Annotated in this window: 15 protein-coding genes; 5 read left to right on the forward strand and 10 right to left on the reverse strand. The window is 41.1% G+C overall.

The annotated features are described in order from the left end of the window. Nucleotides 1-7 precede the first annotated feature (7 nt). Nucleotides 8-1144, reverse strand: coding sequence for a 4-phosphoerythronate dehydrogenase (locus MOMA_RS05725; protein ID WP_009501531.1), 1137 nt, complete (start codon nucleotides 1142-1144; stop codon nucleotides 8-10). A gap of 352 nt (nucleotides 1145-1496) precedes the next feature. Here MOMA_RS05725 and gltS point away from each other — a divergent pair, with 352 nt between their 5' ends. Together gltS and MOMA_RS05735 are read left to right on the forward strand one after the other, a co-directional pair. Then, on the forward strand, nucleotides 1497-2666 hold the full coding sequence (gltS, locus tag MOMA_RS05730; RefSeq protein ID WP_406564470.1) for a sodium/glutamate symporter: 1170 nt from the start codon (nucleotides 1497-1499) through the stop codon (nucleotides 2664-2666). Nucleotides 2667-2689: 23 nt separating this feature from the next. Then, nucleotides 2690-3808 carry a restriction endonuclease subunit S gene (locus MOMA_RS05735; RefSeq protein ID WP_009501533.1) on the forward strand — a complete coding sequence of 373 codons (1119 nt, stop codon included), beginning with the start codon at nucleotides 2690-2692 and terminating at the stop codon, nucleotides 3806-3808. 5 nt (nucleotides 3809-3813) lie between these two features. On the opposite strand, the gene MOMA_RS05740 is transcribed toward MOMA_RS05735, so the two are convergent. Beyond that, a complete protein-coding gene (locus MOMA_RS05740; protein WP_009501534.1) occupies nucleotides 3814-6684 on the reverse strand; it encodes a hypothetical protein in 2871 nt (956 codons plus the stop codon). Between the two features lie 264 nt (nucleotides 6685-6948). Here MOMA_RS05740 and MOMA_RS05745 point away from each other — a divergent pair, with 264 nt between their 5' ends. Then, on the forward strand, nucleotides 6949-8229 hold the full coding sequence (locus MOMA_RS05745; protein WP_009501535.1) for a 3-deoxy-D-manno-octulosonic acid transferase: 1281 nt from the start codon (nucleotides 6949-6951) through the stop codon (nucleotides 8227-8229). A gap of 4 nt (nucleotides 8230-8233) precedes the next feature. Here the strand turns inward: MOMA_RS05745 and hemB are convergent, their stop codons facing one another. The 6 genes from hemB to MOMA_RS05775 all read right to left on the reverse strand — a co-directional run bounded on the left by hemB (nucleotide 8234) and on the right by MOMA_RS05775 (nucleotide 17811). Then, complete coding sequence (gene hemB / locus MOMA_RS05750) at nucleotides 8234-9238, reverse strand: porphobilinogen synthase (RefSeq protein ID WP_009501536.1); 1005 nt, start codon at nucleotides 9236-9238, stop codon at nucleotides 8234-8236. Between the two features lie 57 nt (nucleotides 9239-9295). Continuing rightward, nucleotides 9296-10756, reverse strand: a complete 1461-nt coding sequence (locus MOMA_RS05755; protein WP_009501537.1) for an efflux transporter outer membrane subunit — start codon at nucleotides 10754-10756, stop codon at nucleotides 9296-9298. Nucleotides 10757-10900: 144 nt separating this feature from the next. Beyond that, nucleotides 10901-14029, reverse strand: coding sequence for an efflux RND transporter permease subunit (locus MOMA_RS05760; protein WP_009501538.1), 3129 nt, complete (start codon nucleotides 14027-14029; stop codon nucleotides 10901-10903). 14 nt (nucleotides 14030-14043) lie between these two features. Next, nucleotides 14044-15390: an efflux RND transporter periplasmic adaptor subunit gene (locus MOMA_RS05765; protein WP_009501539.1), complete on the reverse strand. Its 1347-nt coding sequence runs from the start codon at nucleotides 15388-15390 to the stop codon at nucleotides 14044-14046. Between the two features lie 230 nt (nucleotides 15391-15620). After that, nucleotides 15621-16958, reverse strand: a complete 1338-nt coding sequence (locus tag MOMA_RS05770; RefSeq protein WP_009501540.1) for a WS/DGAT/MGAT family O-acyltransferase — start codon at nucleotides 16956-16958, stop codon at nucleotides 15621-15623. Nucleotides 16959-17025: 67 nt separating this feature from the next. After that, entirely contained in the window at nucleotides 17026-17811 is a 786-nt protein-coding gene (locus MOMA_RS05775; RefSeq protein ID WP_009501541.1) for a thiazole synthase, read from the reverse strand. 159 nt (nucleotides 17812-17970) lie between these two features. Between MOMA_RS05775 and gspE the strand changes: the two genes are divergently transcribed. Together gspE and coaBC are read left to right on the forward strand one after the other, a co-directional pair. Then, nucleotides 17971-19473 (forward strand): type II secretion system ATPase GspE, encoded by a 1503-nt coding sequence (gene gspE / locus MOMA_RS05780; RefSeq protein WP_009501542.1) that lies wholly within the window; start codon nucleotides 17971-17973, stop codon nucleotides 19471-19473. An 85-nt stretch (nucleotides 19474-19558) separates the two neighbouring features. Continuing rightward, on the forward strand, nucleotides 19559-20788 hold the full coding sequence (gene coaBC, locus MOMA_RS05785; protein WP_009501543.1) for a bifunctional phosphopantothenoylcysteine decarboxylase/phosphopantothenate--cysteine ligase CoaBC: 1230 nt from the start codon (nucleotides 19559-19561) through the stop codon (nucleotides 20786-20788). Nucleotides 20789-20858: 70 nt separating this feature from the next. Here the strand turns inward: coaBC and MOMA_RS05790 are convergent, their stop codons facing one another. After that, nucleotides 20859-21248 carry a RidA family protein gene (locus MOMA_RS05790; protein WP_009501544.1) on the reverse strand — a complete coding sequence of 130 codons (390 nt, stop codon included), beginning with the start codon at nucleotides 21246-21248 and terminating at the stop codon, nucleotides 20859-20861. 145 nt (nucleotides 21249-21393) lie between these two features. Beyond that, complete coding sequence (locus tag MOMA_RS05795; RefSeq protein WP_009501545.1) at nucleotides 21394-23262, reverse strand: RCC1 domain-containing protein; 1869 nt, start codon at nucleotides 23260-23262, stop codon at nucleotides 21394-21396. Nucleotides 23263-23295: the final 33 nt, after the last annotated feature.

Here is a 23295-nt window from a genome sequence, read left to right on the forward strand (position 1 = left end):
AACAAGGTTAAGCAAAATACGCTTGCCATTCACGACGTAATGGATAATCTTTGCGTAATTGGTCAAAATCTTTGCCAATAACATCAGGGTTTGCCATTAGGCGCAGTTTGGCATCGTCTTGATAAATGGGGTATATTTTGTTAAGATTTTCTAATAATACTTGTTTGTCATATTGATTTAAGGGCTGTAGTTGGTGAAAACGCTGGGCAAATTCTTTGGAAAATAACGGCGTTTCGTTGGGTAAAAACTGCTTAAAATCCACTTTTGGCGGTTGTTGTAAACCATTACATAAGGCATCGTAAATCATTTGAGTGCCACGCAATTTTCCCTCAAGCGTATAACCTGCAATGTGTGGCGTGGCTAAGTGGCAACGCTGCAATAAAGCCTTGTCAATTTTTGGTTCATGTTCAAAAACATCAAGCACAACTTTTTGCGGATTTGCCAAAATATCAGCTCTGGATAACACCTCGCCGCGTGCACAATTAACCATCAAAGCGTAAGGCTTGATTTTTTGCCAGTTTTCGCTCGTCATCAGATGCCCATAATCAGTAGGATAGGGACTATCGTTGGCATGAGTGAGTGGTACATGCAAACTAATTACGTCGCTTTGGCTTAATAATTTATCAAGATTTTGTTGATAGTTTTGTGGATTGTTGTTGTGAAAATGATTGCTATTTGCCAAAAACGGATCAACGCCCAAAACTTGCCAACCCAATAATTTTGCATAATTTGCCAATAATCCGCCAATATTACCAAGTCCAACAATGCCTATGGTTATCGGTTCAAACAAATAATCAGGGTGCGTGTTTAAAATTGCTGTTAAGACATATTGCACAACAGAGTGTTTGCTACAGCCTGAGGCATTGGCAAATCTGATGTTGTGCTGTGCCAAATAAGCCGTGTCAACATGGTCAATGCCAATTGTCGCCGTGCCAATAAATTTTACCCAAGGATTATTTATCAACAATTGTTCATTAATCGGCGTAACCGAACGGATAAGCAAGGCATCGGGACGAAACTTGGCTAACGCATCTGCATTAATTTTGCGTCCTGCCAGTGTGAGTAGTTCAACTTTTTGTCCAAGCGTGTTGGTGTTAAAAAAATCATGCAAATGGGCAATGTTATGATCGGCGATAATTTTCATCGGGTTTGCTCTAAATGTTTTTTCTCTAAGTGTTTTTGGTTTTGTTGGTTAAATTATTGGTTAAATGGTTGCATGATATTTACCAACACCAATAGCAATTGCCAATAGCAATTTTGTAAAAATTGGCAAAAATACTGTAATTTTTTTGCCAATTATGCCAAAATACCGTGGCTTTGTCTTTAATTTTCATGATTGATTTTCATGATTTGAAAAATTTTTAAACGTTTTTAGTGAGTTATTTGATTAAAAAATATTTGGTTAAAAAATAGGTGGTTTTATGAATGAACCGATTGTGGTAAATGGTTATTATACGCTGATTTTGGCGACGATTGTGTTGTTATTGGGCAAATTTATGGTAAAAAGAATTAAATTTTTGTCTAATTTTAACATTCCTGAACCTGTTGCAGGCGGTTTGGTGGCTGCGGTGGTGGTGTATTGTTTGGGGGTGTTTGGCGGATATAGTTTTAATTTTTATAAAGAGCTACAAACAGCTTGTATGCTGATGTTTTTTGCGTCCATTGGCCTTAGTGCAGATTTTAGTCGCTTAAAAGCAGGTGGTACGCCGCTGCTGATTTTTACTGTGTTGGTATCGGCTTTTATTGTGTTACAAAATGGCGTGGGCGTGGCTATGGCATCTGTGCTTGGGCTTGAACCGTTAATGGGACTGGTAACAGGGTCTGTTACCTTGACGGGCGGTCATGGCACGGCAGGGGCGTGGGGGCCGATTTTGGAGGAAAAATATGGCGTGATTGGTGCAACAACGCTCGGTATTGCTTGTGCAACTTATGGGTTGGTAGCGGGTGGTTTAATCGGTGGTCCTGTGGCAAAACGTTTGGTGCAAAAACTCAATATACAGCCGATGAATGCCACAGAAAAAAACCAACTTAACCAACAAAATCATGTAGACAACTTGGCTGTGTCTGATAACGAAATGTTTGAAAAACCCAGTCATGTGCGTTTAATTACCGCCAGTTCCACCATTGAAACCTTGGCATTGTTTGCTGCAACCTTGGTATTTGCAGATTTTATGACGGGTTTTGCCAAAGGATCGGCGTTTGAGTTACCAACTTTTGTTTGGACATTGGGTGCAGGCGTGGTATTGCGTAATGTGTTGACCACGTTTTTTAAATTTGACATGTTTGATCGTGCGATCGATGTGTTTGGCAATGCTGCTTTGTCCTTGTTTTTGGCAATGGCATTAATGTCGCTAAAACTATGGGAATTGGCTGATCTTGCAGGCCCTGTATTGATGATTTTGTTGGTGCAAACGGTATTGATGATTTTGTTTGCTTATTTTGTAACTTTTAGGGTTATGGGCTCAAATTACGACTCGGCGGTATTGGCGGCCGGACATTGTGGCTTTGGTATGGGTGCTACGCCAACTGCGGTAGCAAATATGCAATCCATCACCGATCGTTATGGGGCATCGCATAAGGCGTTTTTGATTGTGCCAATGGTGGGTGCGTTTTTTGTGGATATTGTCAATGCAACCGTGCTGCAATTATTTACAACGATTTTATAAAACTGTAAGGTGGAGATTGTGGCGTGATTGGGTTTTTAGAGAAGTTGTTAAATGGGCGAGCGGTTGAGTGGAAAACTTTAAATGAAGTTTCTGAATTAAAACGCGGTAAAACAATTACCGCTAAAACCGCAACAAAAGGAAATATTCCCGTTATTAGCGGCGGACAAAAACCGGCTTATTTTACAGGTGATTTTAATAGAGATGGTGAAACAATAACCATTGCAGGCAGTGGTTCTGCAGGTTTTGTTATGTATTGGAATGAGCCGATTTTTGTAAGCGATGCTTTTTCAATAAAACCGCATACAGATGTTTTAATAACAAAATACGTTTATCATTATTTATTGTTAAATCAAGAAAAAATATTTGCAATGAAAAAAGGCGCAGGCATTCCGCATGTTTATCCAAAAGATGTAGGAGCTATTAAAATCCCCATTCCGCCCATTGATGTGCAAACTGAAATTGTTAAAATATTGGATAAATTCACTGCATTAAATAGTGAATTAATAAAAGAGCTTATTTTGCGTAAAAAGCAATATGATTATTATCTTAATTCACTATTAAACAATTCATCAAATTTTATTGCATTGGGTCAAATTGGTGAAGTTAGAATGTGCAAACGCATTTTAAAAGCACAAACAAATTCAATTGGCGATATTCCTTTTTATAAAATTGGCACTTTTGGCAAAAAAGCCGATGCCTTTATTGCAAAAGAATTATTTTTAGAATATAAGCAAAAGTACAATTTTCCTAAAAAAGGCGATATTTTAATTTCTGCCAGCGGAACAATTGGGCGCACTGTAATATTTGATGGCATAGATGCTTATTTTCAAGATAGCAATATTGTTTGGTTAGAAAATGACGAAACGCAAGTTTTAAATCGTTTTTTATATTATGCTTACAAAATAGTAGAATGGGGTGCGGTTGAAGGTGGAACAATTAAGCGATTGTATAACGATAATTTAAGAAAAATAACAATCCCACTTCTGCCACTATCCGAACAACAAAAAATCGTTTCAATATTAGACAAATTTGAAACCCTAACCAATTCCATTTCTCACGGTTTACCAAAAGAAATAAATTTGCGCCAAAAACAATACGAATATTACCGCGAACAATTGCTTGCTTTTGACAATTCATTTTAGCAAAATTACTTTAGCAAACTTGCCATGATGAATGTCAAAATCACCACCACGGCCACCACAGCACCAATGATGTATAATTTACGCTCCTTGTCTTTGTCTGTTGTGGATAGACTGGATTGTAACCGAGCTTGATTGGCTAATAACTGTTGCTGTAGTGTTTGTTGTAATTGTGGGGTTAGGGCTACTTTTTGATTGTGGTTTTGATTGTGGCTGTCATTGATTGTGGCGGTTTTGTTCTTGGTTATGCTTACTTCTGTGTTTGTGCTTATTTTTGTGTTTGCACTTGGTGTTGTGTGCATGGTTGCTTGTTGATTTGGGGTTTTGGTGGCTTTAAATCTGGGGTAAAGCCGATTTTCTAGGGATTTATGTTGCTGTACTTGATGGATTTTGGTGGCAATCAAGGTTTGGGAAACTTCTAAATTTTGCTCAAATTGTGTAAGCCCTTTTGCCAACCAATATTGGTAAAATTGTTTAGAAAATTCATCTTTTTGTTGCCAGAAAATTCCGGGCAATGCCATAATCCGCCCCATTTCTGCCAAATTTGCTTGTTGATTGACGATAATTGGTAGGATTGGTAAGGTTAACATAGCATTAGGCAGATGTGGTCGCCAAATCCATAAACTGCTGATTTTAATCGGATTATTGATTTTAACCGAGCTGTTTGTTGCGTTTGTCAATGAATCAGGATAGGCATGTCCAAAAATCCGTGAACGTTCGTCTTGAAAGTGCATGCTAAAAAATGCTTGATCGGTTGGCAATTGATTAAGTGTTGCCAAATCTTGCTGTGCCAGTGCTTGTAATGGTTTGGCAAATGCCAGTAATTGATCGATGGAGGTTTGTCCGGTTGGGTCGTATAAAATTTCTGCGGTGTGTAAGTTTTCGCGGTCAAATCCTTGTAACTCATCGGCTTTTGATAGCGTGTTATCCGCTTTAAGCACAACGCCCCATACCACTTTGCCATGATGATACAAGTTGGCAGTGGCTTGGGCTTGGGTTAACAATTCATCATTTAACAGGCGTGTAGGGGCAAATACTTGCAAATAAGCACGTTTGTTAGGATCGATATCTAGAACATATTTAGGCAAATCAAAACCCTGCCACAGCACTTGTTTGACATCAAATTTAGGCATGTTGATATTCACGCCGATCGCGGATTGGTTGTGGCTTGTGGGTGCAAACAGTTGAATGGTGAGTTGCTTGGCAAGGGCGGTTTTTTGCTGTTTTATTGGGGTTGTTGTCCAATTGTCATTGACACTTGTCAAATTGTCAAGCCAATAATCCGCCCATTGTCCGTTAAGCAGTTTTAGCGGTGCTAAGGTTTGGTATAATTGCCAAACAAAGGCTTGTATGGCAACAAAATTTTCACCGTTTGGGTGGTTTTGATTGCTCACAAAAGGAAAAAGTGCAAAATCGCTTAGCCGATAGGGCAATATCAAAGATAAGTGCAGTTTGGGCTGTGTGCAACGTATGTCTAAACGCAGAGCCGGTTGTCGTCCTGTTGGTAAATTGGCAATCATGGGATAACAGCCAATGAGTATTGGTGCAATGGATTGATATTGTTGCATTTTTTGGTGAAAATCGTTCAATGCTTGCGTGTCATCGTTGTGATTTAACTGTTCGGTTTTGGGCTGAATTTGGTTATTTGCCAGCTTTTGTAGGCTAAAAATCAACGGTTTTGGCAATTTGTGTTGGCTAATGCTTAGCATTTGTTGGTTTAAAATTTTTGCCAAAACGTTTAAGATTTGTTGCCAATTTTTTGGTAAATCGGTAAGGGTGGGTAGGTTTTGCAATTGTAAGTTTTGTAATTGGGTTTGGGAGAACACGCAAAAAATCCCTGCATTTTGGGCGTGAATGTGTTGATAAAACTCGATTGCAGTGGCAGGAAAATTTGGAGCGATGCCAAACAGACGATTGGTAATGACAAGCATTGGCATGCGATAATGATTTTCCATAAGCAATAAAAAGCGGTTTTCTAAGCTGACTTTGCTACCACTGCCACTAAAATCATCACCTAATAGCTGCGTCATTTGCTCAAAATTTGCCCATTTTACTGCAACATTTGCCAAACGACTGGCGGTCATGCCTATATAAAAACCTAATAGATAACAAAATTTTTGGTAACTTGGGTTTTGGATAAAATTTTGGTAATGAATCTGCTGATTGGCTAACTTTTGTTGAATATTGGTTAAAATTTTATCCAAATTTGTCAAACTTTGTTCGCTATAATCAAACTGTAGGGTTTGTAATTCGGCAAAAAATCCAATGTGTGGGTCAAGTAATTTGCCTGTTTTGATTTTGGCAAGGTATTGATAGGCAACTTGATTGGGTTCGTCAAACAGATGTACTTGGGCTTTGGCAAAAATTGCAGTTTGCATGGCGTGAACAAATGTACCAAGTTCATCGGCAGTATCGGGCATGAGCAGTCGTTCTACCATGATAAGCGGTTGGCAGTATACGTCGCCTATTTTGCCAATCAGTGAATTGCCAAAGGTGGGTTCTAAGTGAAAATTGGTATTGTGTTGTTGGTTTTGTATAGCAATTTCTTGGAGGGCGTGTTGATAATCATACCAAACAATGACGTGATCGGTTTTGTGTGCCAAATATTCACCTAAATACACAGCAATTGCCATCAATAACGCCTGGCCGCCTTGTTGTGCGTATAGTTTTTCGGTGGTCATGCCTTTTTGTTGTAAGCATTGGCAAAATTTTTGTAGGTGGGTTAGGCTGATTGGACTAAAATCAAAGGTGATTTTGTGTAGTTGGGGCAGTAACAACACAGCAAAAGGCGGTGTTTGTTTGTCGGTTAAACAGGCCAGCAGTGTATGAATTTGTTTGTTTGTTTCGCTGATTTGGTTGGTGGTATTGGTGTTTGACACGATCTGTCCTTTTGTTTTGGCAATTATTTATATTTTGGCAATTATTTATATTTTGTTAGTTATTTATTGAATAATCATTGTGTTGCACGGTTATTTTACACAAAATTTTAACATTGCACAAAACAAAAAACACTCAAAGCAAAAGCACGGTTTAAGCTGGCGATAAATAATTTTGCCAACTGGTCGGATTTTGTTGCTATTTTGTTTTGTTTGCTATTTTTTGGGCTATTTTTTACAATAGGCTTTTTATTTGTTGAAATGTTTATGAAAACTCCTGCTTATTACCGCTTGTTAATGGTGATTGTAAAGCCAATTTATCGGCTAAAGTTGGCTTTTAGCAAAACCTTGCCACAAGAAACCTATGAGCGTTTTGGTAAAGCGTATCCGCCCATTGTTACGCAAAAACCCATGATTTGGTGTCATGCGGTATCGCTTGGTGAGATTAATACCGCTTATCCGCTGTTACGCCAACTGCTTGCCAAACATTACGCATTATGGATTACCAATACCACGCATACAGGTTTTGCACGAACCGAACAATTGTTTGCAAATGAGCTAAAAAGTGGTGATGTGTATCACAGTTTTGTGCCTGTCGATACTGGCAATATCATTGGGAATTTTTTAGATCATATTAATCCGATAGTGGCATTGTTTATTGAAACTGAACTATGGGCGACAACTTTGTCTGTGTTAAAACAGCGAAACATTGCCAGTGTTTTGGTAAATGGACGTTTGTCAGAAAAATCGTTTGGTGGTTATCAACGTTTTGGTAAATTAAGCCAAAGTATGATGGACAATATCAGTCTTATCATTGCTCAAGATGCCGATTCGGCGAAGTATTTTGGGCAGTTGGGTGCATCGTTTGACAAAATTTGTTTGGCTGCTTCGTTAAAATGGTCAAGCCAAATCAATCCTGCAATGTTAAATCATGCCAAGGTATTGGCAAAAAATTGGGGCTTGGCACAAAGAACGGTGATAGTGGCAAGCAGCACGCACGCAGGAGAAGAAAGTCAAATTTTGGCAACTTTTTTGGCGTTAAATGCCAAATTTTTGGCAAAAAAATTGTTGTTAATCATTGTGCCACGCCACCCAGAACGTTTTGATGAAGTGGCGGTTTTGATTCAACATAGCAGTGCAAAACCTGTTATCCGTCGCAGCCAAAATCAAGCCCCCAGTTTTGCTGAAAATGTGTATTTGGCAGATAGTATGGGCGAGCTTGGTATTTGGTATGCACTGGCTGATATTGCGTTTATTGGCGGTTCGTGGGTGAATGTTGGAGGGCATAATCCAGTTGAGGCGGCTATTGTTGGTAAGCCGATGATTATGGGGCAATACACAAGGTCATGCCAGTTGGTGGTAGACAAGTTAAAAAAAGCCAAAGCATTGCAACAAGTGTATACCAAAGAGCAATTATACCAAGCGTTTGAAATTTGGCTAAAAGACAGTGCATTGGCAAGTCAAGCAGGGCAAAATGGACAACAACTTGCCAAAGCATTTCAAAATGCAACCGATCAACAACTGGCAATGATTGAACAATGCTTATAAGCCTTTAAGCATTTAATTGTTTTGCTGCCTGCATTGCAAAATAAGTCAAAATCCCATCTGCCCCTGCACGGCGAAAGCCCAATAAACTTTCCAAAATCACCGCATCGGTTAGCCAGCCGTTTTGTATAGCGGCCATATGCATAGCATATTCACCGGATACTTGATAGGCGTAAGTGGGTATGCCAAACGTATCTTTGACCTCGCGCACCAAATCCAAATACGGCTGTCCGGGTTTTACCATGACCATATCCGCCCCTTCTTGGATATCCAATGCCACCTCATGCAAGGCTTCAGCTCGGTTGCCAATATCCATTTGGTATTGTTTTTTATGTCCGCCTTTTAAATTGTTGGCACTTCCGACAGCATCACGAAACGGCCCATAATAAGCCGATGCGTATTTGGCCGAATACGCCATAATTGCAGTATTGACAAAGCCTTCATTGTCAAGGGCATTGCGAATTGCCCCAATTCTTCCGTCCATCATATCGCTGGGTGAGATAATATCCGCCCCTGCACGAGCGTGGCTTAGGGCTTGTTTTACCAATACTTCGACGGTTTTGTCATTGGTAACATAGCCTGCGTTATCAAGCAAACCGTCTTGGCCATGACTGGTATAAGGATCTAAGGCAACATCGGTCATAATCACCATATCAGGTATGGCATCTTTTAGTGCTTTGATTGCAGTTACCGCAAGGCCGTTTTCATCGTAGGCGTTTTCTGCAAGAGCGGTTTTTTTGTCAGGATCAATGACAGGAAATAAATCCATGGTGGTTACGCCAAAACTTAACAATTGTTTGGCATAATCAATCAATAAATCCACACTCATGCGTTCTACATTTGGCATGCTTTTTACCGCTTCACGCCGAGATTTGCCATCTAAGACGAACACAGGGGCGATTAAGTGTTTGGGCTCAAGGTGAGTTTCTTGCACCATAGCGCGGATATTGTCATTGTAACGCAATCTGCGCAGGCGTGTGGTGGGAAATGATCGGTTAAAAACGTATGTCATAAGTATTCCTTTTAGCAGCAGCATTGGATTTAACAAAAGTATGGGTTTATTGTAGCATTAATTGGCTTGTTTTTCGAATTTAGGTTTTTGATCATAGCCCATTCCGCCTCCCAGTGCTTGGTATAATTCAATTTGGCTATCAATCAACTTTTGTTTGGCAGTTAACAGGTTGTGTTCGGTGCTAAATTGGTTGCGTAGGGCATCTAATACGCTAAGATAATTGTCAAGCCCTGTATGAAAACGTGCGTTGGCAATGTCAAAGTTTTTATCATTGGCTTGTTTCATGCTTTTGTAGGCATCGATCTGTTGGTGAATGGTGGCACGAATCGCCAGTATGTCATTGACTTCTTTAAATGCAGATTGAATAGACTTTTCATAATTGCTTAACATAATCTGCTCATCAATTTTTTTCACCTCGTATTGTACGCCAAGGTTGCGATTAAAAATTGGCAAGTTTATCGTCGGCGTGATACCGAAGTTAAACGTACCTGATGCAAACAAATTGTGCAACTCTGTGCTTGCAATTCCCGTGGTGGCACTTAGGCGAATGTTGGGAAAAAAGTTGGCACGAGCCACTTGAATGTCCGCACCGCGAGCCTTAAGGGCATGTTCGGCACTGCGTAAATCAGGACGATACAGCAGTAGCTCACTAGGCAAACCTGTGCTAAAAATTTGGTTGTTGGTGATTTTGCTGACTGGGGTTTTTGGTAATAATTCCGGATCAAACGCAACTCCTACCAACTGGCGTAGTGCATTTTGGTTTTGTAGTAGGGCGGTTTTGGCGTTGGCAATGCTGATTTTGGTGGCATCAACCAAGGCTTGGGCTTGCAAACTGCTTAATTCTGAATCAAGTCCTGCTTTAAAACGTTGGCGATTAATTTGTAGCGATTCTTCACGGTTTTTTAAGGTTTCAAGGGCTAATTGTAGTTTTGCTAAATTATAACTGTAGGCAACGTAACTTTTTGCAACCGAACTGATAATGCCAATTTTAACGGTGTCTTTGGCAAAAGCACTTGATAGATAGTTTTGTAACGCTGCTTGTTTGGTATTGCGGATTTTTCCCCAAAAATCAAACTCATATGCTGACATTGCAAGGTTTATCTGATAGTTTGTCCTTGGATTTTTGTCTTGATTTTCAATGGTGCTATGGTTGACAATGCCTGTTGCACCAACGGTTGGAGTATTGCTGTTGTCGGTGATTTGGTAAGTGGCACGAGATTTTTGTAGGTTTAAAATGGCGGTGTTTATTTCTTTGTTGTTGTCAAGGGCTAAGGTGATCAGTTGTTTTAGTTTGTCATCGTGGTAAAAATCTTGCCAGTGCTGGCTTGCGATACTTGGCTGATCGGAGCTGCTTAGGGTTTTATCATCATACACATGGTAGGGTGTGTTGGTTGCAATATTGGGTTTTGCGATGACAGGATCGGTATTGGCTTTTGGAATGGCTTGACAAGCGGTAAAACTAATAAACAAGGCGGTTAAACTGCCAATTTTTAATGGATTTAATAGCTGTTTTTGCATAAAAATATCCTGTATTTTGGTGTCTATGTATTTTGGTGTCTATGTATTTTGATATTTTGGTATCTGTGGAAAAATGGTTTAACTTGATCTGTAACAGTATCTGTTAAACCATTTTTGGTTGCAGTTTTTTGAGTTAACGTGTTTTTATTGAGGTGAGTGGTTAATTGTTTTGCTTTTAAAAATTGAACGCACCCACACATAAAACATCGGAATAAAAAACACGCCGAGCAAGGTAGAACTAATGACGCCACCTAACACACTTGTGCCAATTGCAGTTTGGCTGCCAGATCCTGGGCCTGTGGCAAAAAATAACGGCACAACCCCCATACCAAACGCAAGCGAAGTCATGATGATCGGACGTAAGCGTTGGCGAGCAGCAACGGTAACTGCGTTAAACAGACTGTGGCCAGCTTCTTGGCGTTCTTTGGCAAATTCAATGATTAAAATTGCATTTTTGGCACAAAGACCGACCACGGTTAATAAACCTACTTGCAAATAAATGTCATTGGCAAAACCACGCAGGCTGGTAAGCAATACCGCACCCAATACCCCAAGTGGAACGACGAGCATGACGGCAAATGGAATGGACCAGCTTTCGTATAACGCAGCCAAACATAAAAATACGATTAACAAGGATAAAGCGTATAAAATGGGCGCTTGATCGCCTGATTTTTTTTCTTCAAGGGATAAACCAGTCCACTCAAAACCTATGCCCTCGGGTAATTTGGCAATCATTTCTTCCATAGCACGCATGGCATCGCCGCTGCTTAAACCCATAGCAGCATTGCCTTGAATGTTCATAGAAGACAAGCTGTTATAGCGGGTTAAGCTCGGGCTACCGTATTGCCACTCACCTGTGGCAAAGGCACTAAACGGTATCATCTCACCTTGTGTGTTGCGTACATACCATTTGTTGATGTCATCGGAGGTGGTGCGACTGTCAGGGTTGCCTTGCATGTATACTTTTTTGATACGCCCTCTATCCATAAAATCATTAATGTAGCTGCTTCCCCAAGCGGTTGACAATAGGCTATTAATCACCACAGGATCAACGCCCATACTGGCTGCTGTATCGTAGTTGATGTTAATTTTGTATTGAGGTGAATCTTCAAGGCCATTTGGACGGACGCCTACCACGGCTTTATTTTGGCTTGCCATACCAAGGAGCATATTACGCGCTTGTAACAGTTCATCATGTCCAAGTCCAATTTGATCTTGTAATTGCAAATTAAAACCTGTGGCATTGCCAAGCTCGGTAATTGCAGGTGGTACAATTGCATAAACTGCCGCTTCGTTGACTTGAGTCATAAAATAACCCATAGCACGTTTTGCGATCGCTTGGGCTTTTGCTTCAGAACTTGTGCGATTCTTCCAATCCGACAATTTGATAAACGCAAGCCCCATGTTTTGACCTTGCCCTGCAAAACTAAAACCATTTACCGCAAGCACTGAAGCCACATTGTCTTTTTCTTTATCTCTAAAGTAATTGTCAACTTTATTTAACACCGCTTGCGTTTGTTGTTGGCTTGATCCGGCCGGTAATTGCACCAAGGCTATCATAATGCCTTGATCTTCATCGGGCAAAAACGAGCTTGGAATGCGTGTAAAGAAAAAGCCCATCATTGCAATGATCATTGCATAACCAATCACATACAGCGATTTGGCTTTTATGCTTTTGCCAACCATATTTTCATAACCATGACTGATACGGTTAAAACTTTTATTAAACCAACCAAAAAACCCAGTTTTATCAACATCGTGGTGCTTGGTGCGTTTTAAAAGGGTGGCACACAGTGCAGGGGTAAACACCAAAGCCACAAACGCCGACAACAGCATGCAAGTAATCAGAGTAACTGAAAATTGACGGTAAATCACCCCTGTAGAACCGCCAAAAAACGCCATTGGTACAAATACCGCCGACAACACAACCGCAATGCCAATCACCGCCCGACTTACCTCGTTCATAGATTGACGCGTGGCTTGTTTTACAGTCATATGTGGGTTTTCTGCTAAGACTCGCTCCACATTTTCTACAACCACAATTGCATCATCAACCAATAGACCAATTGCCAAAACAAGAGCAAACATGGTTAAAATGTTAATGCTAAAACCCAATGCCAATAAAATTGCAAAAGCCCCTAAAATCACAACAGGCACAGCAAGCGTTGGAATAACGGTTGCCCGCCAACTTTGCAAAAACACAAACATGACCACAAATACCAAAGCAATTGCCTCAAGCAAGGTTTTAATCACCTGTTCAATGGATAAACGCACAAACGGCGTGGTGTCATAAGGGTTAACGACTTTTAAGCCTTTAGGAAAATTGTAAGAAAGTTCGTCGATTTTGGCTTGGATTGCCTTGCGTGTTTCCAGTGCATTTGCTCCGGCGGCTAAGGATATGCCCATAGCGGCGGTTTCTTTGCCATTATAAGTTGAGGTAACGCTATAATGTTCACTACCCAATTCAACGGTTGCCACATCACCCAATCTTACGCGCGAGCCGTCCGTATTGGATTTTAGCAAAATGTTGCGAAATTGTTCTGGGGTTTGTAGGTAGCTTTGTACCGAAACGGTTGCATTGATAACATTGCGATCGCTGTTGGTTGGCATTTGTCCTAATTGCCCGGCAGAAACTTGAGTGTTTTGAGTACGCACCGCGGCTGCGACATCGGAGGGCATAAGGCGGTAGGCTTTTAGTTTGGCCGGATCAAGCCAAATGCGCATGGAATACGGCGCACCCCACAAGGTGATATCACCTACGCCCTCCACGCGACTCATTTGATCGATAACATTAGAGGAGACATAATCAGCAATATCCGCTCGATCCATGTTGCCATCTTCTGAAACAAACGCAAAAGCGGCTAAAAAACCCGTTGAGGATTTATTGACATTTACGCCCATGCGTTGCACAGTTTCTGGCAATGCACTCATTGCAGATTGTAATTTGTTTTGAACTTGAACTTGGGCGGTATCTGGATTTATGCCATTTTCAAAGGTCAATTTAATTTGTGCTGATCCTGCCGATGAACTGGTTGAGTCCATATATGCCAAACCATCAAGCCCTTTCATTTGTTGTTCGATGACTTGAGTTACTGAGTCTTCAATGGTTTTGGCCGAAGCACCCGGATAAACGGCGCGGATGCTGACTGTTGGTGGTGCAATTTTTGGGTATTGTTCAATTGCAAGGTTAAAAATAGACAATACCCCGGCTAACATGATGATAAAAGCGATAACCCATGCAAAAATAGGGCGGTCAATAAAATAACGTGACATTTAAACCCCTTAGGTTATGGTTGTTGTGTTGATGCAGGTTGAGTGGTGGGCGTTTTTGCCTGTTTTGGTGCAACCTTTGCATTGTTAATTGGTTCTGATGTTGTTGGCATAGATTCTGTTGGCATAGATTTTTTGGGGGTTGGGTTATAAGGTAGGGTTTTTACCAGTTGATCGGGTTTTACTTTGGCACCGCCTGTAATGACCACATTTTCACCTTGTTTTAGACCGCTTGTAATGATCCATTGTCCTTCATAAGTGCCTTGGATTTGTACAGGCCGTACTTGGATTTTTTGCTGATCGTCGACGATATATACCGTGGAGTCGCCTTTTGGTGTGCGCGTAATTGCAGATTGTGGCAATAATAGGGCATGATTGATTGAACCTTGAGTTAGTCTGGCATTCACCATCATGCCGGGCAATAGCATATAATCGTCATTGTTAAACACAGCGCGCAAATTTACCGTGCCTGTATTTGAGTCAACTTTTGCCTCTTCAAAATGCAACTGTCCAACATCAGGATAAATTGAACCATCGGGTAATTTTAAACGCACACTGACACGATTGGCCTGGCTTACATTGCCATTGGCAAATTGCTGACGCAATGCCAACAATTCTGCAACAGATTGGCTAATGTCTACATAAATTGGATTTAGTTGTGAAATGGTGGTAAGTTGGGTTTGCCCTGTGGTGGCAAGCGATCCGACATTGGCACTGTTTAGGCTTGTAATACCGCTAATTGGAGCGGTAACGCGTGTGCGGTTATGGTTAAGCTGATTGCTGTTGATTGCTTGCTTGGCGACGGTGGCATTGGCTTTGGCGGCCGTGATTTGGGCTTGTGCTGACTCAACTGCCAAGCGAGCGGTTTCTACATTGGCAACCCCGATATCATATTCTTGTTGAGAAATGGCATTGGTGTCTTTTAGGGTTTGTAGCCGTGATAAATTTTGGTTGGCAAGGTTTAAATTGGCTTGTTGTGTTTTTAGCGTAGCTTGTGCGGTGCTAATAGATGCAAGTGCTTGATTGTAGGTGGCTTTACTGCCTGCAAGGCTGCTGGCGTAATTGTCTGCATTGATTTGGTAAAGGGCTTGGCCTTGTTTGACAAAACTGCCTTCGCGGAATAATTGTTTGTCAATCATGCCTGTAATTTGTGGCAATACAAGTGCTTCTTGATACGGCGTGATTTTGCCTGACAACTCTTTTATCAGTGGTATGGTTTGAAATTCTACGGGCATAACGTTCACTGTGGCTTGTGGCATTTGTTGTTGAGCGACCACAGCATCTCCTGCCTTGTCCGACTGGTTGCAACCGACCAACATCACAGAGCTTGCCAATGCAACCATTAGCAAAACAGGGTATTTCATAATAACCTCATAAGTAAAAATTGAGAATGGTAAAAATTGAGAATGGGGGTATTATAAATGAAAATCAAACAAAAGTGTTGCAAAAATTGTTAAAATTTTTCTACAAAATCCGCCAAAAAAATACCCATGCCAACTGATATTAACAACAATTGGCATGGGCATAATCTTTAATAACGGCGTAATAAATTGCAATAAAAACGAATAAAAACGTTGGCAAAAACGACTAAACGCTAAAAATTGTCAATTTCTTCTTGCATATAAGTTAAGATAATGTCGATATTTGGCAACACTTTGGCACACGCTACAATGCAAAACTCAATGCTGTCTTGATAAGTACAAAACGTAATGTTCATTGCTTGATCATTGATAACCACAGAAACAGGGTATAAGGCTTTTAGTTTTGCCCCTTGCCAATACAGTGGTTTTTTGGTGGCGGGTACGTTAGAAATAATCAAGTTAAAACCGCGGTATTCAGGCATAATTCCAGTTAACACTTGTAAACCTGCTCGGCTATATACCACGCCACTGTATAAAATGGAGCTGGCTTGGTTCATACGGGCAAAACGGTTTTTGCTGTTTTTGGTGCTGGCGTTAATGGTGTGTAACCGTTCAACCGGATCTTGGATATGGGTGGCAAGGTTGGCTAAAATAAAGGTAATTTGGTTGCCAATTTTGTGCTGTTTTTGTTGATTGTCTCTAAGTGATAAGGGCACAAAGCCAATCAGTGGTTTTTTGGGTAATGCGTGCTGATCGGTCAAATAACGTCGCAACGCCCCTGCACACACTGCCAAAACCACATCGTTAAAGGTTGCGTTGTGGGTTTTGGCAATTTCTTGAAAACGCGAAAACGAAAATGATGCCACTGCGATCCGGCGCGAACTGGAAATTGGCTGATTAAGCAGGCTATCAGGAGCTTGGGCGGTGCTTACATAGTTTTTATTAAAACGCTCATAAATGTTTTTAAATAATTCGCGTCCGACAGGGGGCAAAGCAAGGCTTTGTTCTTTGACAATTTGCCATGCAGATTTATAAGGCGGTATCAAGGCATCAAGCTGATGCCGATGCCTTGTCATCAATGACCAAATCGGTAGGCTGATTTTTTCGGTTGGAGATTGTGATAGCGATTTTTTAACCAATTGCAAGGCTGCCACACCATCTACCATAGCGTGATGAATTTTAAAATACAGTGCAAAATGATTGCCGTGCAACCCTTCAATGATATGACATTCCCACATTGGCTTAGATTTGTCTAATAAATGGGCGTGTTCTTTAGAAACATAGCCAAGTAGGGCGTCCATATTCGCAGGTTTTGGCAGTGCAATATGACGAAAATGGTGCGACACATCAAAATTTTTATCAGTTTGCCAAAATAACAAACGGTATAAAACTTGGTTAAACGGAAAACTTGGCGGAATTTGACTGTTGCGCATGAGTTCAACCAACTCACTGACAAAGTTATCTTTAGCACCAAAGGGCAACTCAAACAAAAACAACCCTCCAATGTGCATGGGTTGGTTGCGAGTTTCTAATAACAAAAATAACTGGTCAACGGCGGTTAATAAACGCATGAACTTGCCTTAATTTTTTAACTTATTTAAACTTATCTAAAGATATTTTTTAAAATATTGCCAAATTTTAACGGAAAAAATAGCCTGTTTGTGGCGAGCTTGCTTGAGCCATAGCACGCATTGGTATTCTGCCTGCCAAAAATGCCTGGCGTCCTGCAATAACCGCGTTTTTCATTGCAGAAGCCATTAATACGGGGTTTTTTGCACAGGCGATCGCGGTATTCATCAAGACACCATCACAGCCTAATTCCATTGCAATACTGGCATCTGAAGCCGTACCAACGCCTGCATCTACAAGCACAGGTATGTTGGCTTGTTCAATAATTAAGCTTAACGTATGACGATTTAACAAACCAAGGCCAGAACCTATCAAACTGCCTAAGGGCATAATTGCCACACAGCCCATACTCTCAAGCTCTTTTGCAACAATTGGATCATCGGAGGTATAAACCATCACATCAAACCCATCATCAATTAAACGCCGGCAGGCTTTTAGGGTTTCGGTTACATTTGGATAGAGATTTTTTTCATCACCTAAGACCTCTAATTTTACCAAATTATGCCCATCAAGCAACTCACGAGCCAAATGACAAGTGCGTACCGCTGTATCGGCATCAAAACAGCCTGCGGTATTGGGTAATAGGGTATATTTTGTTGGAGAGATGACATCAAGCAAATTTGGCTCGGTTTTGTTTTGGCCGATGTTGGTGCGTCGAACAGCAACCGTAACAATCTGACTGCCACTGGTTTCAAGGGCGTTTTTGGTTTCGTTTAAATCCTTGTATTTGCCTGTACCGACCAATAAGCGTGAGTGAAATGTGCGTGAACCGATTTTTAAAACGTCTGTTGTCATCGTCATCTTCCTTTTTAAATTTTAAACGATTGAAATGGCTTATTATAACAAAAAATTCTCACTATTTTTAATAAAAATTTTAATAAAAATTTTGTTGTTAATTTTTAGGCGAATTGGTTACAATAGGCGTTTTATCGTAACCTTGATAATGGTTAATTTATGCTAAATCCAGTTGCCTTGCCTTACAGTTTTGCCAAACGCCACCAAGTGTTGTTGCAGTATACAGCCGATCTTGATACGCCGCCCATACTGATTTTGACTGAAAATACGCCCATGTTGGCTGTCAATGAAGCCAATCGTTTTGCAGGCGATCAGGGCATTGCCTTGCCCTTAACCATTCAAATGACGGCGGTGAGTGATTTTGACAAAATTTTAGCAAGTACCTATGCAGGCAATACAGGCGAAAGTCAACACATTGCACAGGGTTTAGAAGATCACCCAGATTTGGCAAGCCTTGCCGATAGTGTGCCTGAAACTGAAGATTTGATGGATCAAGAAGATGACGCGCCGATCATTCGTTTGATCAACGCACTTTTGTCAGAAGCTATCCGCCTAAATGCCTCGGACATTCATATTGAGACTTTTGAAAAACGCTTGTCGGTGCGTTTTCGGGTCGATGGACAACTAAAAGAGATTGTAACTCCAAAACGTGAACTTGCTCCGCTTTTGGTTTCTCGGATTAAAGTCATGGCAAAATTGGACATTGCTGAAAAACGCGTGCCACAAGATGGGCGTATTTCACTGCGTTTGGCAGGTCGCGAGGTTGATGTGCGTGTGTCTACTTTGCCCTCTAATTTTGGTGAACGCGTGGTTATGCGTTTGCTTGACAAACAAGCAGGGCGGCTAAATATGACTTATTTGGGCTTGTTAGATGACGATTATAAAACCTTAAAATACTTAATTCACCGTCCGCATGGGATTATTTTGGTAACAGGGCCGACAGGTTCTGGCAAAACCACCACGCTGTACGCAGGTTTAAGCGAACTGAATGACAACACGCGCAATATTTTGACTGCCGAAGATCCGATCGAGTTTCAACTAGATGGCATTGGACAAACTCAAGTAAATAACAAAGTAGACATGACATTTGCACGAAGTCTAAAAGCCATGCTTAGACAAGACCCTGATGTGGTGATGGTGGGCGAAATTCGTGATTTAGAAACCGCCGAAATTGCAGTGCAAGCATCGCTTACAGGGCATTTGGTATTGTCTACATTGCACACCAATACCGCAATTGGAGCGGTAACTCGCTTAGCGGATATGGGGGTTGAACCGTTTTTGTTGTCATCGTCATTGATAGGGGTTATTGCTCAACGCTTGGTGCGTACATTATGCTCGCATTGTCATACTTGGGTGGCAGCCGATGAATTTTCTGCCAATATTTTTAAAGAAATTGACATTCATCATTTAGAAAAACTTCCAAAAGCTGTTGGTTGTGAAAAGTGCAATCATTCAGGTTTTAAAGGAAGAACAGCGATTTATGAAGTGGTGCCTGTTGATGAAAAATTACGCCAACTCATTCACGCTCAAGTGGCAGAATTTGAACTGGAAAAATACGCTCGCAGCAAATCAGGCTCTATTCGTGCTGACGGCTTAAAAAAAGTGTTGCAAGGTAAAACCACGCTGGAAGAAGTGTTAAGAGTAACCAAAGAAACGGATTGATTTTTTATTTACAGGCTTTATTTACTGGTTTTATTGAATTTACCGGTATTGAATTTACCAGTTTTGTTTATTGATATGGACAACCATGAAAAATATTATTTTAGCCATCACAGGCGGTATTTCTGCTTACAAATCTGCTTTTTTTGCTCGCTTGCTTGTCAAAAACGGCTTTAATGTGAGAGTGATAATGACCAAAAACGCTCAGGCTTTTATCACGCCTTTAACCTTACAGGCCTTGACGGGCAATGCGGTACATACCGAGCTTTTGGATACGAGCGCTGAACTTGGTATGGGGCATATTGAGTTGGCAAAATGGGCGGATTTAGTCATGATTGCTCCTGCCAGTGCCAATACGCTTGCTAAGCTGTCAATGGGTGTTGCAGATGATTTATTAACCACGGTTTGTCTTGCGACCACTGCTTGTGTGCTGATTTGTCCTGCAATGAACCAACAAATGTACGCCCACCCTGCACTCAAACTGAATTTACAGACATTAACTGATTTGGGCTATATTGTCATACCTCCAGAAAGTGGCGAGCAGGCGTGCGGTGATGTTGGCGAGGGTAGGTTGCCAGAGCCTGAACAACTGCTTGATTTTTTGCAAAATTTTATTGCAAAACAACAAAAATCGCAGCGTTTAAGCGGTAAGCATGTGGTTATCACCGCAGGGGCAACTTTAGAGGCCATTGACCCTGTGCGCTATTTGTCTAACCATTCTACAGGCAAAATGGGTTTTGCATTGGCAAAAGCCTGCGAACAGTTGGGTGCAAGCGTTACTTTAGTGGCAGGCAATGTTCACTTACCAACACCGTTTAACGTTGCCAGAATTGATGTAACATCTGCCAGTCAAATGCTTGCTGTTTGTCAAATGTTAGCCGGTGATAAAACAAACCCCATCTCGGTTTTTATTGCAACCGCCGCAGTTGCTGATTACCGCGTTAAACAGCAGGCCTTACAAAAAATCAAAAAAACCACCGATGCTTTAACCTTGGATTTGGTAAAAAATCCTGATATTTTGGCAACCATTTCACGCGAAAACCCACAAATTTTTAGCGTTGGTTTTGCAGCAGAAACCCAAGATGTTGAAACCTATGCCAAAGGCAAATTAATTGCCAAACAATTGGACATGATAGCGTGTAATGATGTATCACGGACGGACATCGGTTTTGGTAGTGATGACAATGCAATCACGGTGTTTTTTAAGGGAAGCAACACAAAGGTGCGTTTAGAAAAAACCTCAAAAGACAAAATTGCTGAACAATTAGCCGACTTAATTGGCAAACAATTGGCAAAAAAGTTTACTTTTGTGGGCTAACTTTTGTTGGCTAATTGTTCGTATTGATTGGTTATTTAACAATCACAAGGTTGGTTTAAAAACCGCTTATTTAAGAAACGCTTTCAAGAAATACAATGGCTTCAATTTCAACCAAGGCATCTTTTGGCAATTTTGCAACTTGTACAGCTGCACGAGCAGGGTAGGGCTGTGGCAGGCGTGCAGTAAAAATCTCATTTAGTGCGTTAAAATTTGCCAAATCCACCAGTGAAACATTGTATTTTACCACATCGCTAAGTGAACCGCCTGCTGCTTGGCAAATGGCCTCAATGTTGCTTAATACCTGATTGGCTTGGTCTTCAAAACCATCTGCCAGTTGCATGGTGGTAGGGTTAAGACCGATCTGCCCTGAAATATAGACGGTTTGTCCGACTTTTACCGCTTGCGAATAAGTGCCAACCGCTTTTGGGGCGTTATCGGTGTGAATGATTTGACGACTCATAATATTTCCTTGATAAGTTGGATTTTGGTATGCGTTATTGTAGCATACATATACGTTAACACAAACACACATTAAACATAAGTTGTTAATTGGCTGTGTTGTTAATTTGTTGTCAATTATGCTTTGTTGTCAATTATGCTGTAAGCTACGGTTTTATCGAAACTTTAATGGGCGTGTTGTACATGCGAGTATTGGCAAGTGTCGCACCGTCACCAAGCGATCCTTCAAAGCTCCAGCCCCAAGTTAAAACGCCGCCGTTTTTGTCTTTTGCCACTTGGTGCAAGGCTCCAACTGCCATGTCGGTTACGGTTAAATTGGCCAATTTGTCAGTCGGTTCGTTTAAATCCAAATAATCGGTAATGCCCAATGCATCGGTTTCACCAAACAGTCCCCATGGCTGTATTGTGTGATTGTTAAACATGACATAGCTTGTGTTGCCATTGGCATAAATGTGTTTGGCGGTTTTTTTGGTTGACCAAGGCAAAAGCGTCGGTTTGCCAATGTTTTCCGCCCATTCTTTATTGGTGTATACATACCCTTCGCCGTGATAGCCAACTTGACTGCTAAAGTTTAAGCCCCAAGCATACACTTGACCTTTATCCGTCATTGCCAACAGATGATCGCGTCCGGCGGCAAGCTCGCTGATTTTTACATCACTTGCAAACGGCACAAACAGTGGCGTGCTAGAATTTACCAAACAATTTGGCGTTAAGGTTTTGTCATTTTCATCACAGATTTTGTCATTCCCAAGGTTGCCATATTGATTTGAGCCCCACGCCCATACTTGCCCTTTATTGTCAAGGGCATACGACGTATCGGCACTGGCAATGACTTGAATGATTTTGCCAACATTGACGTTGTTAAAATTGACTTTCACAGGTTTACTGCTGTTTTTAACGCTTACATTTTGTCCAAGTTGCCCTTGGCTATTACTGCCAAACGCCCAAACTTCACCAGATTTTGTCAATGCCAAACGATGGGCATACCCACTGGCAATTGATATCACATCATTTAAACCATCAACCGCACCGATTGTCAAACGGCAATTTGCCACTTTGTCCGTGCAAATTGTGCGTCCGCTATCACCACGTCCAAGCTCGCCGTTTTCATCATCTCCCCAAGTGTAAACTTTACCGTCTTTGGTTAAAAGTGCTGAATGGTTTTGGCTAAAAGAAATGGAAACTGCGTTGTTTGGTGCTTGAGTGATTAAATACGGTCGGGTTGAATGATCTGTATCTTTAAGGGAGGTGGTTTTGCCCATGCCAACTTGCCCCAAATTATTACGCCCCCACGCATAAACTTTGCCATCAACAATCGCCCCTGTGTGAGATCCGCCTGCTGCCAGCGTGTTGCCAAAATATACCTTGCCATTTTGCTTAACGGTATTGCCTGCACTGTCGCTAACCGATACGATAAACTGGTTATCCCCTGCAATTAAACCCACAGGAATGGTAAACTTGCCAGTGCTAGGAATGTCAAAATTTTGGGTGTTATCCGCTTGAATAATGCTTAATTTTAAGGGCTGTGGTAAATTATCACTTGCCACACCAGTTAACACAATTTGGCTCGTGCGACTTATCTCATCGGTGATTTGAGTGGTTAATGTCAGCACAGGGGCTGTGTTGTCAAGAATGATTTTTTGGGTAAGGTTTGCTTGATTGCCTGCTTTGTCTGATACGCTGATTTGTAGCTTGTTTTCACCCGATGTTAGTTTTGTGTTTAAGATAAAATTGCCATCAGCATCAGTAACACTTTGAGTTTGTTTGCCCGTGGTTAAATTTTTGACAATTACATTAAGCCCCAAAGTATCTTGATTGTCTGACACTTTACCGGCCAAGTTAAAATCTGTTTGATTGGTACTGGTAAGTTTTGGTAAGGTTAAAGTTGGTGCAACCTTGTCAACCTTAGCAGGGTTAGAATTTGATGGGTTGGAACTTGATGTATGGTTGCCACAAGCGGTTAACATTAAACTCATCACGCTTATGGCAAGGGTTGTGTAAAGAGGGCGTGGCATATATTTTCCTGTGTGCTTGATTTGTCAAAAATG

It is taken from the genome of Moraxella macacae 0408225 (genome assembly GCF_000320365.1).
GTDB lineage: Bacteria > Pseudomonadota > Gammaproteobacteria > Pseudomonadales > Moraxellaceae > Faucicola > Faucicola macacae.

Excerpts from the sequence above, each read along its gene's own strand:
- coaBC (WP_009501543.1), top strand. The coding sequence starts at position 19,559 with ATGAAAAATATTATTTTAGCCATCACAGGCGGTATTTCTGCTTACAAA.
- MOMA_RS05745 (WP_009501535.1), top strand. The coding sequence starts at position 6,949 with ATGAAAACTCCTGCTTATTACCGCTTGTTAATGGTGATTGTAAAGCCA.
- gspE (WP_009501542.1), top strand. The coding sequence starts at position 17,971 with ATGCTAAATCCAGTTGCCTTGCCTTACAGTTTTGCCAAACGCCACCAA.
- MOMA_RS05725 (WP_009501531.1), bottom strand. The coding sequence starts at position 1,144 with ATGAAAATTATCGCCGATCATAACATTGCCCATTTGCATGATTTTTTT.
- hemB (WP_009501536.1), bottom strand. The coding sequence starts at position 9,238 with ATGACATACGTTTTTAACCGATCATTTCCCACCACACGCCTGCGCAGA.
- MOMA_RS05765 (WP_009501539.1), bottom strand. The coding sequence starts at position 15,390 with ATGAAATACCCTGTTTTGCTAATGGTTGCATTGGCAAGCTCTGTGATG.
- MOMA_RS05775 (WP_009501541.1), bottom strand. The coding sequence starts at position 17,811 with ATGACAACAGACGTTTTAAAAATCGGTTCACGCACATTTCACTCACGC.
- MOMA_RS05770 (WP_009501540.1), bottom strand. The coding sequence starts at position 16,958 with ATGCGTTTATTAACCGCCGTTGACCAGTTATTTTTGTTATTAGAAACT.
- MOMA_RS05795 (WP_009501545.1), bottom strand. The coding sequence starts at position 23,262 with ATGCCACGCCCTCTTTACACAACCCTTGCCATAAGCGTGATGAGTTTA.
- MOMA_RS05790 (WP_009501544.1), bottom strand. The coding sequence starts at position 21,248 with ATGAGTCGTCAAATCATTCACACCGATAACGCCCCAAAAGCGGTTGGC.
- MOMA_RS05760 (WP_009501538.1), bottom strand. The coding sequence starts at position 14,029 with ATGTCACGTTATTTTATTGACCGCCCTATTTTTGCATGGGTTATCGCT.
- MOMA_RS05755 (WP_009501537.1), bottom strand. The coding sequence starts at position 10,756 with ATGCAAAAACAGCTATTAAATCCATTAAAAATTGGCAGTTTAACCGCC.
- gltS (WP_406564470.1), top strand. The coding sequence starts at position 1,497 with ATGGTAAAAAGAATTAAATTTTTGTCTAATTTTAACATTCCTGAACCT.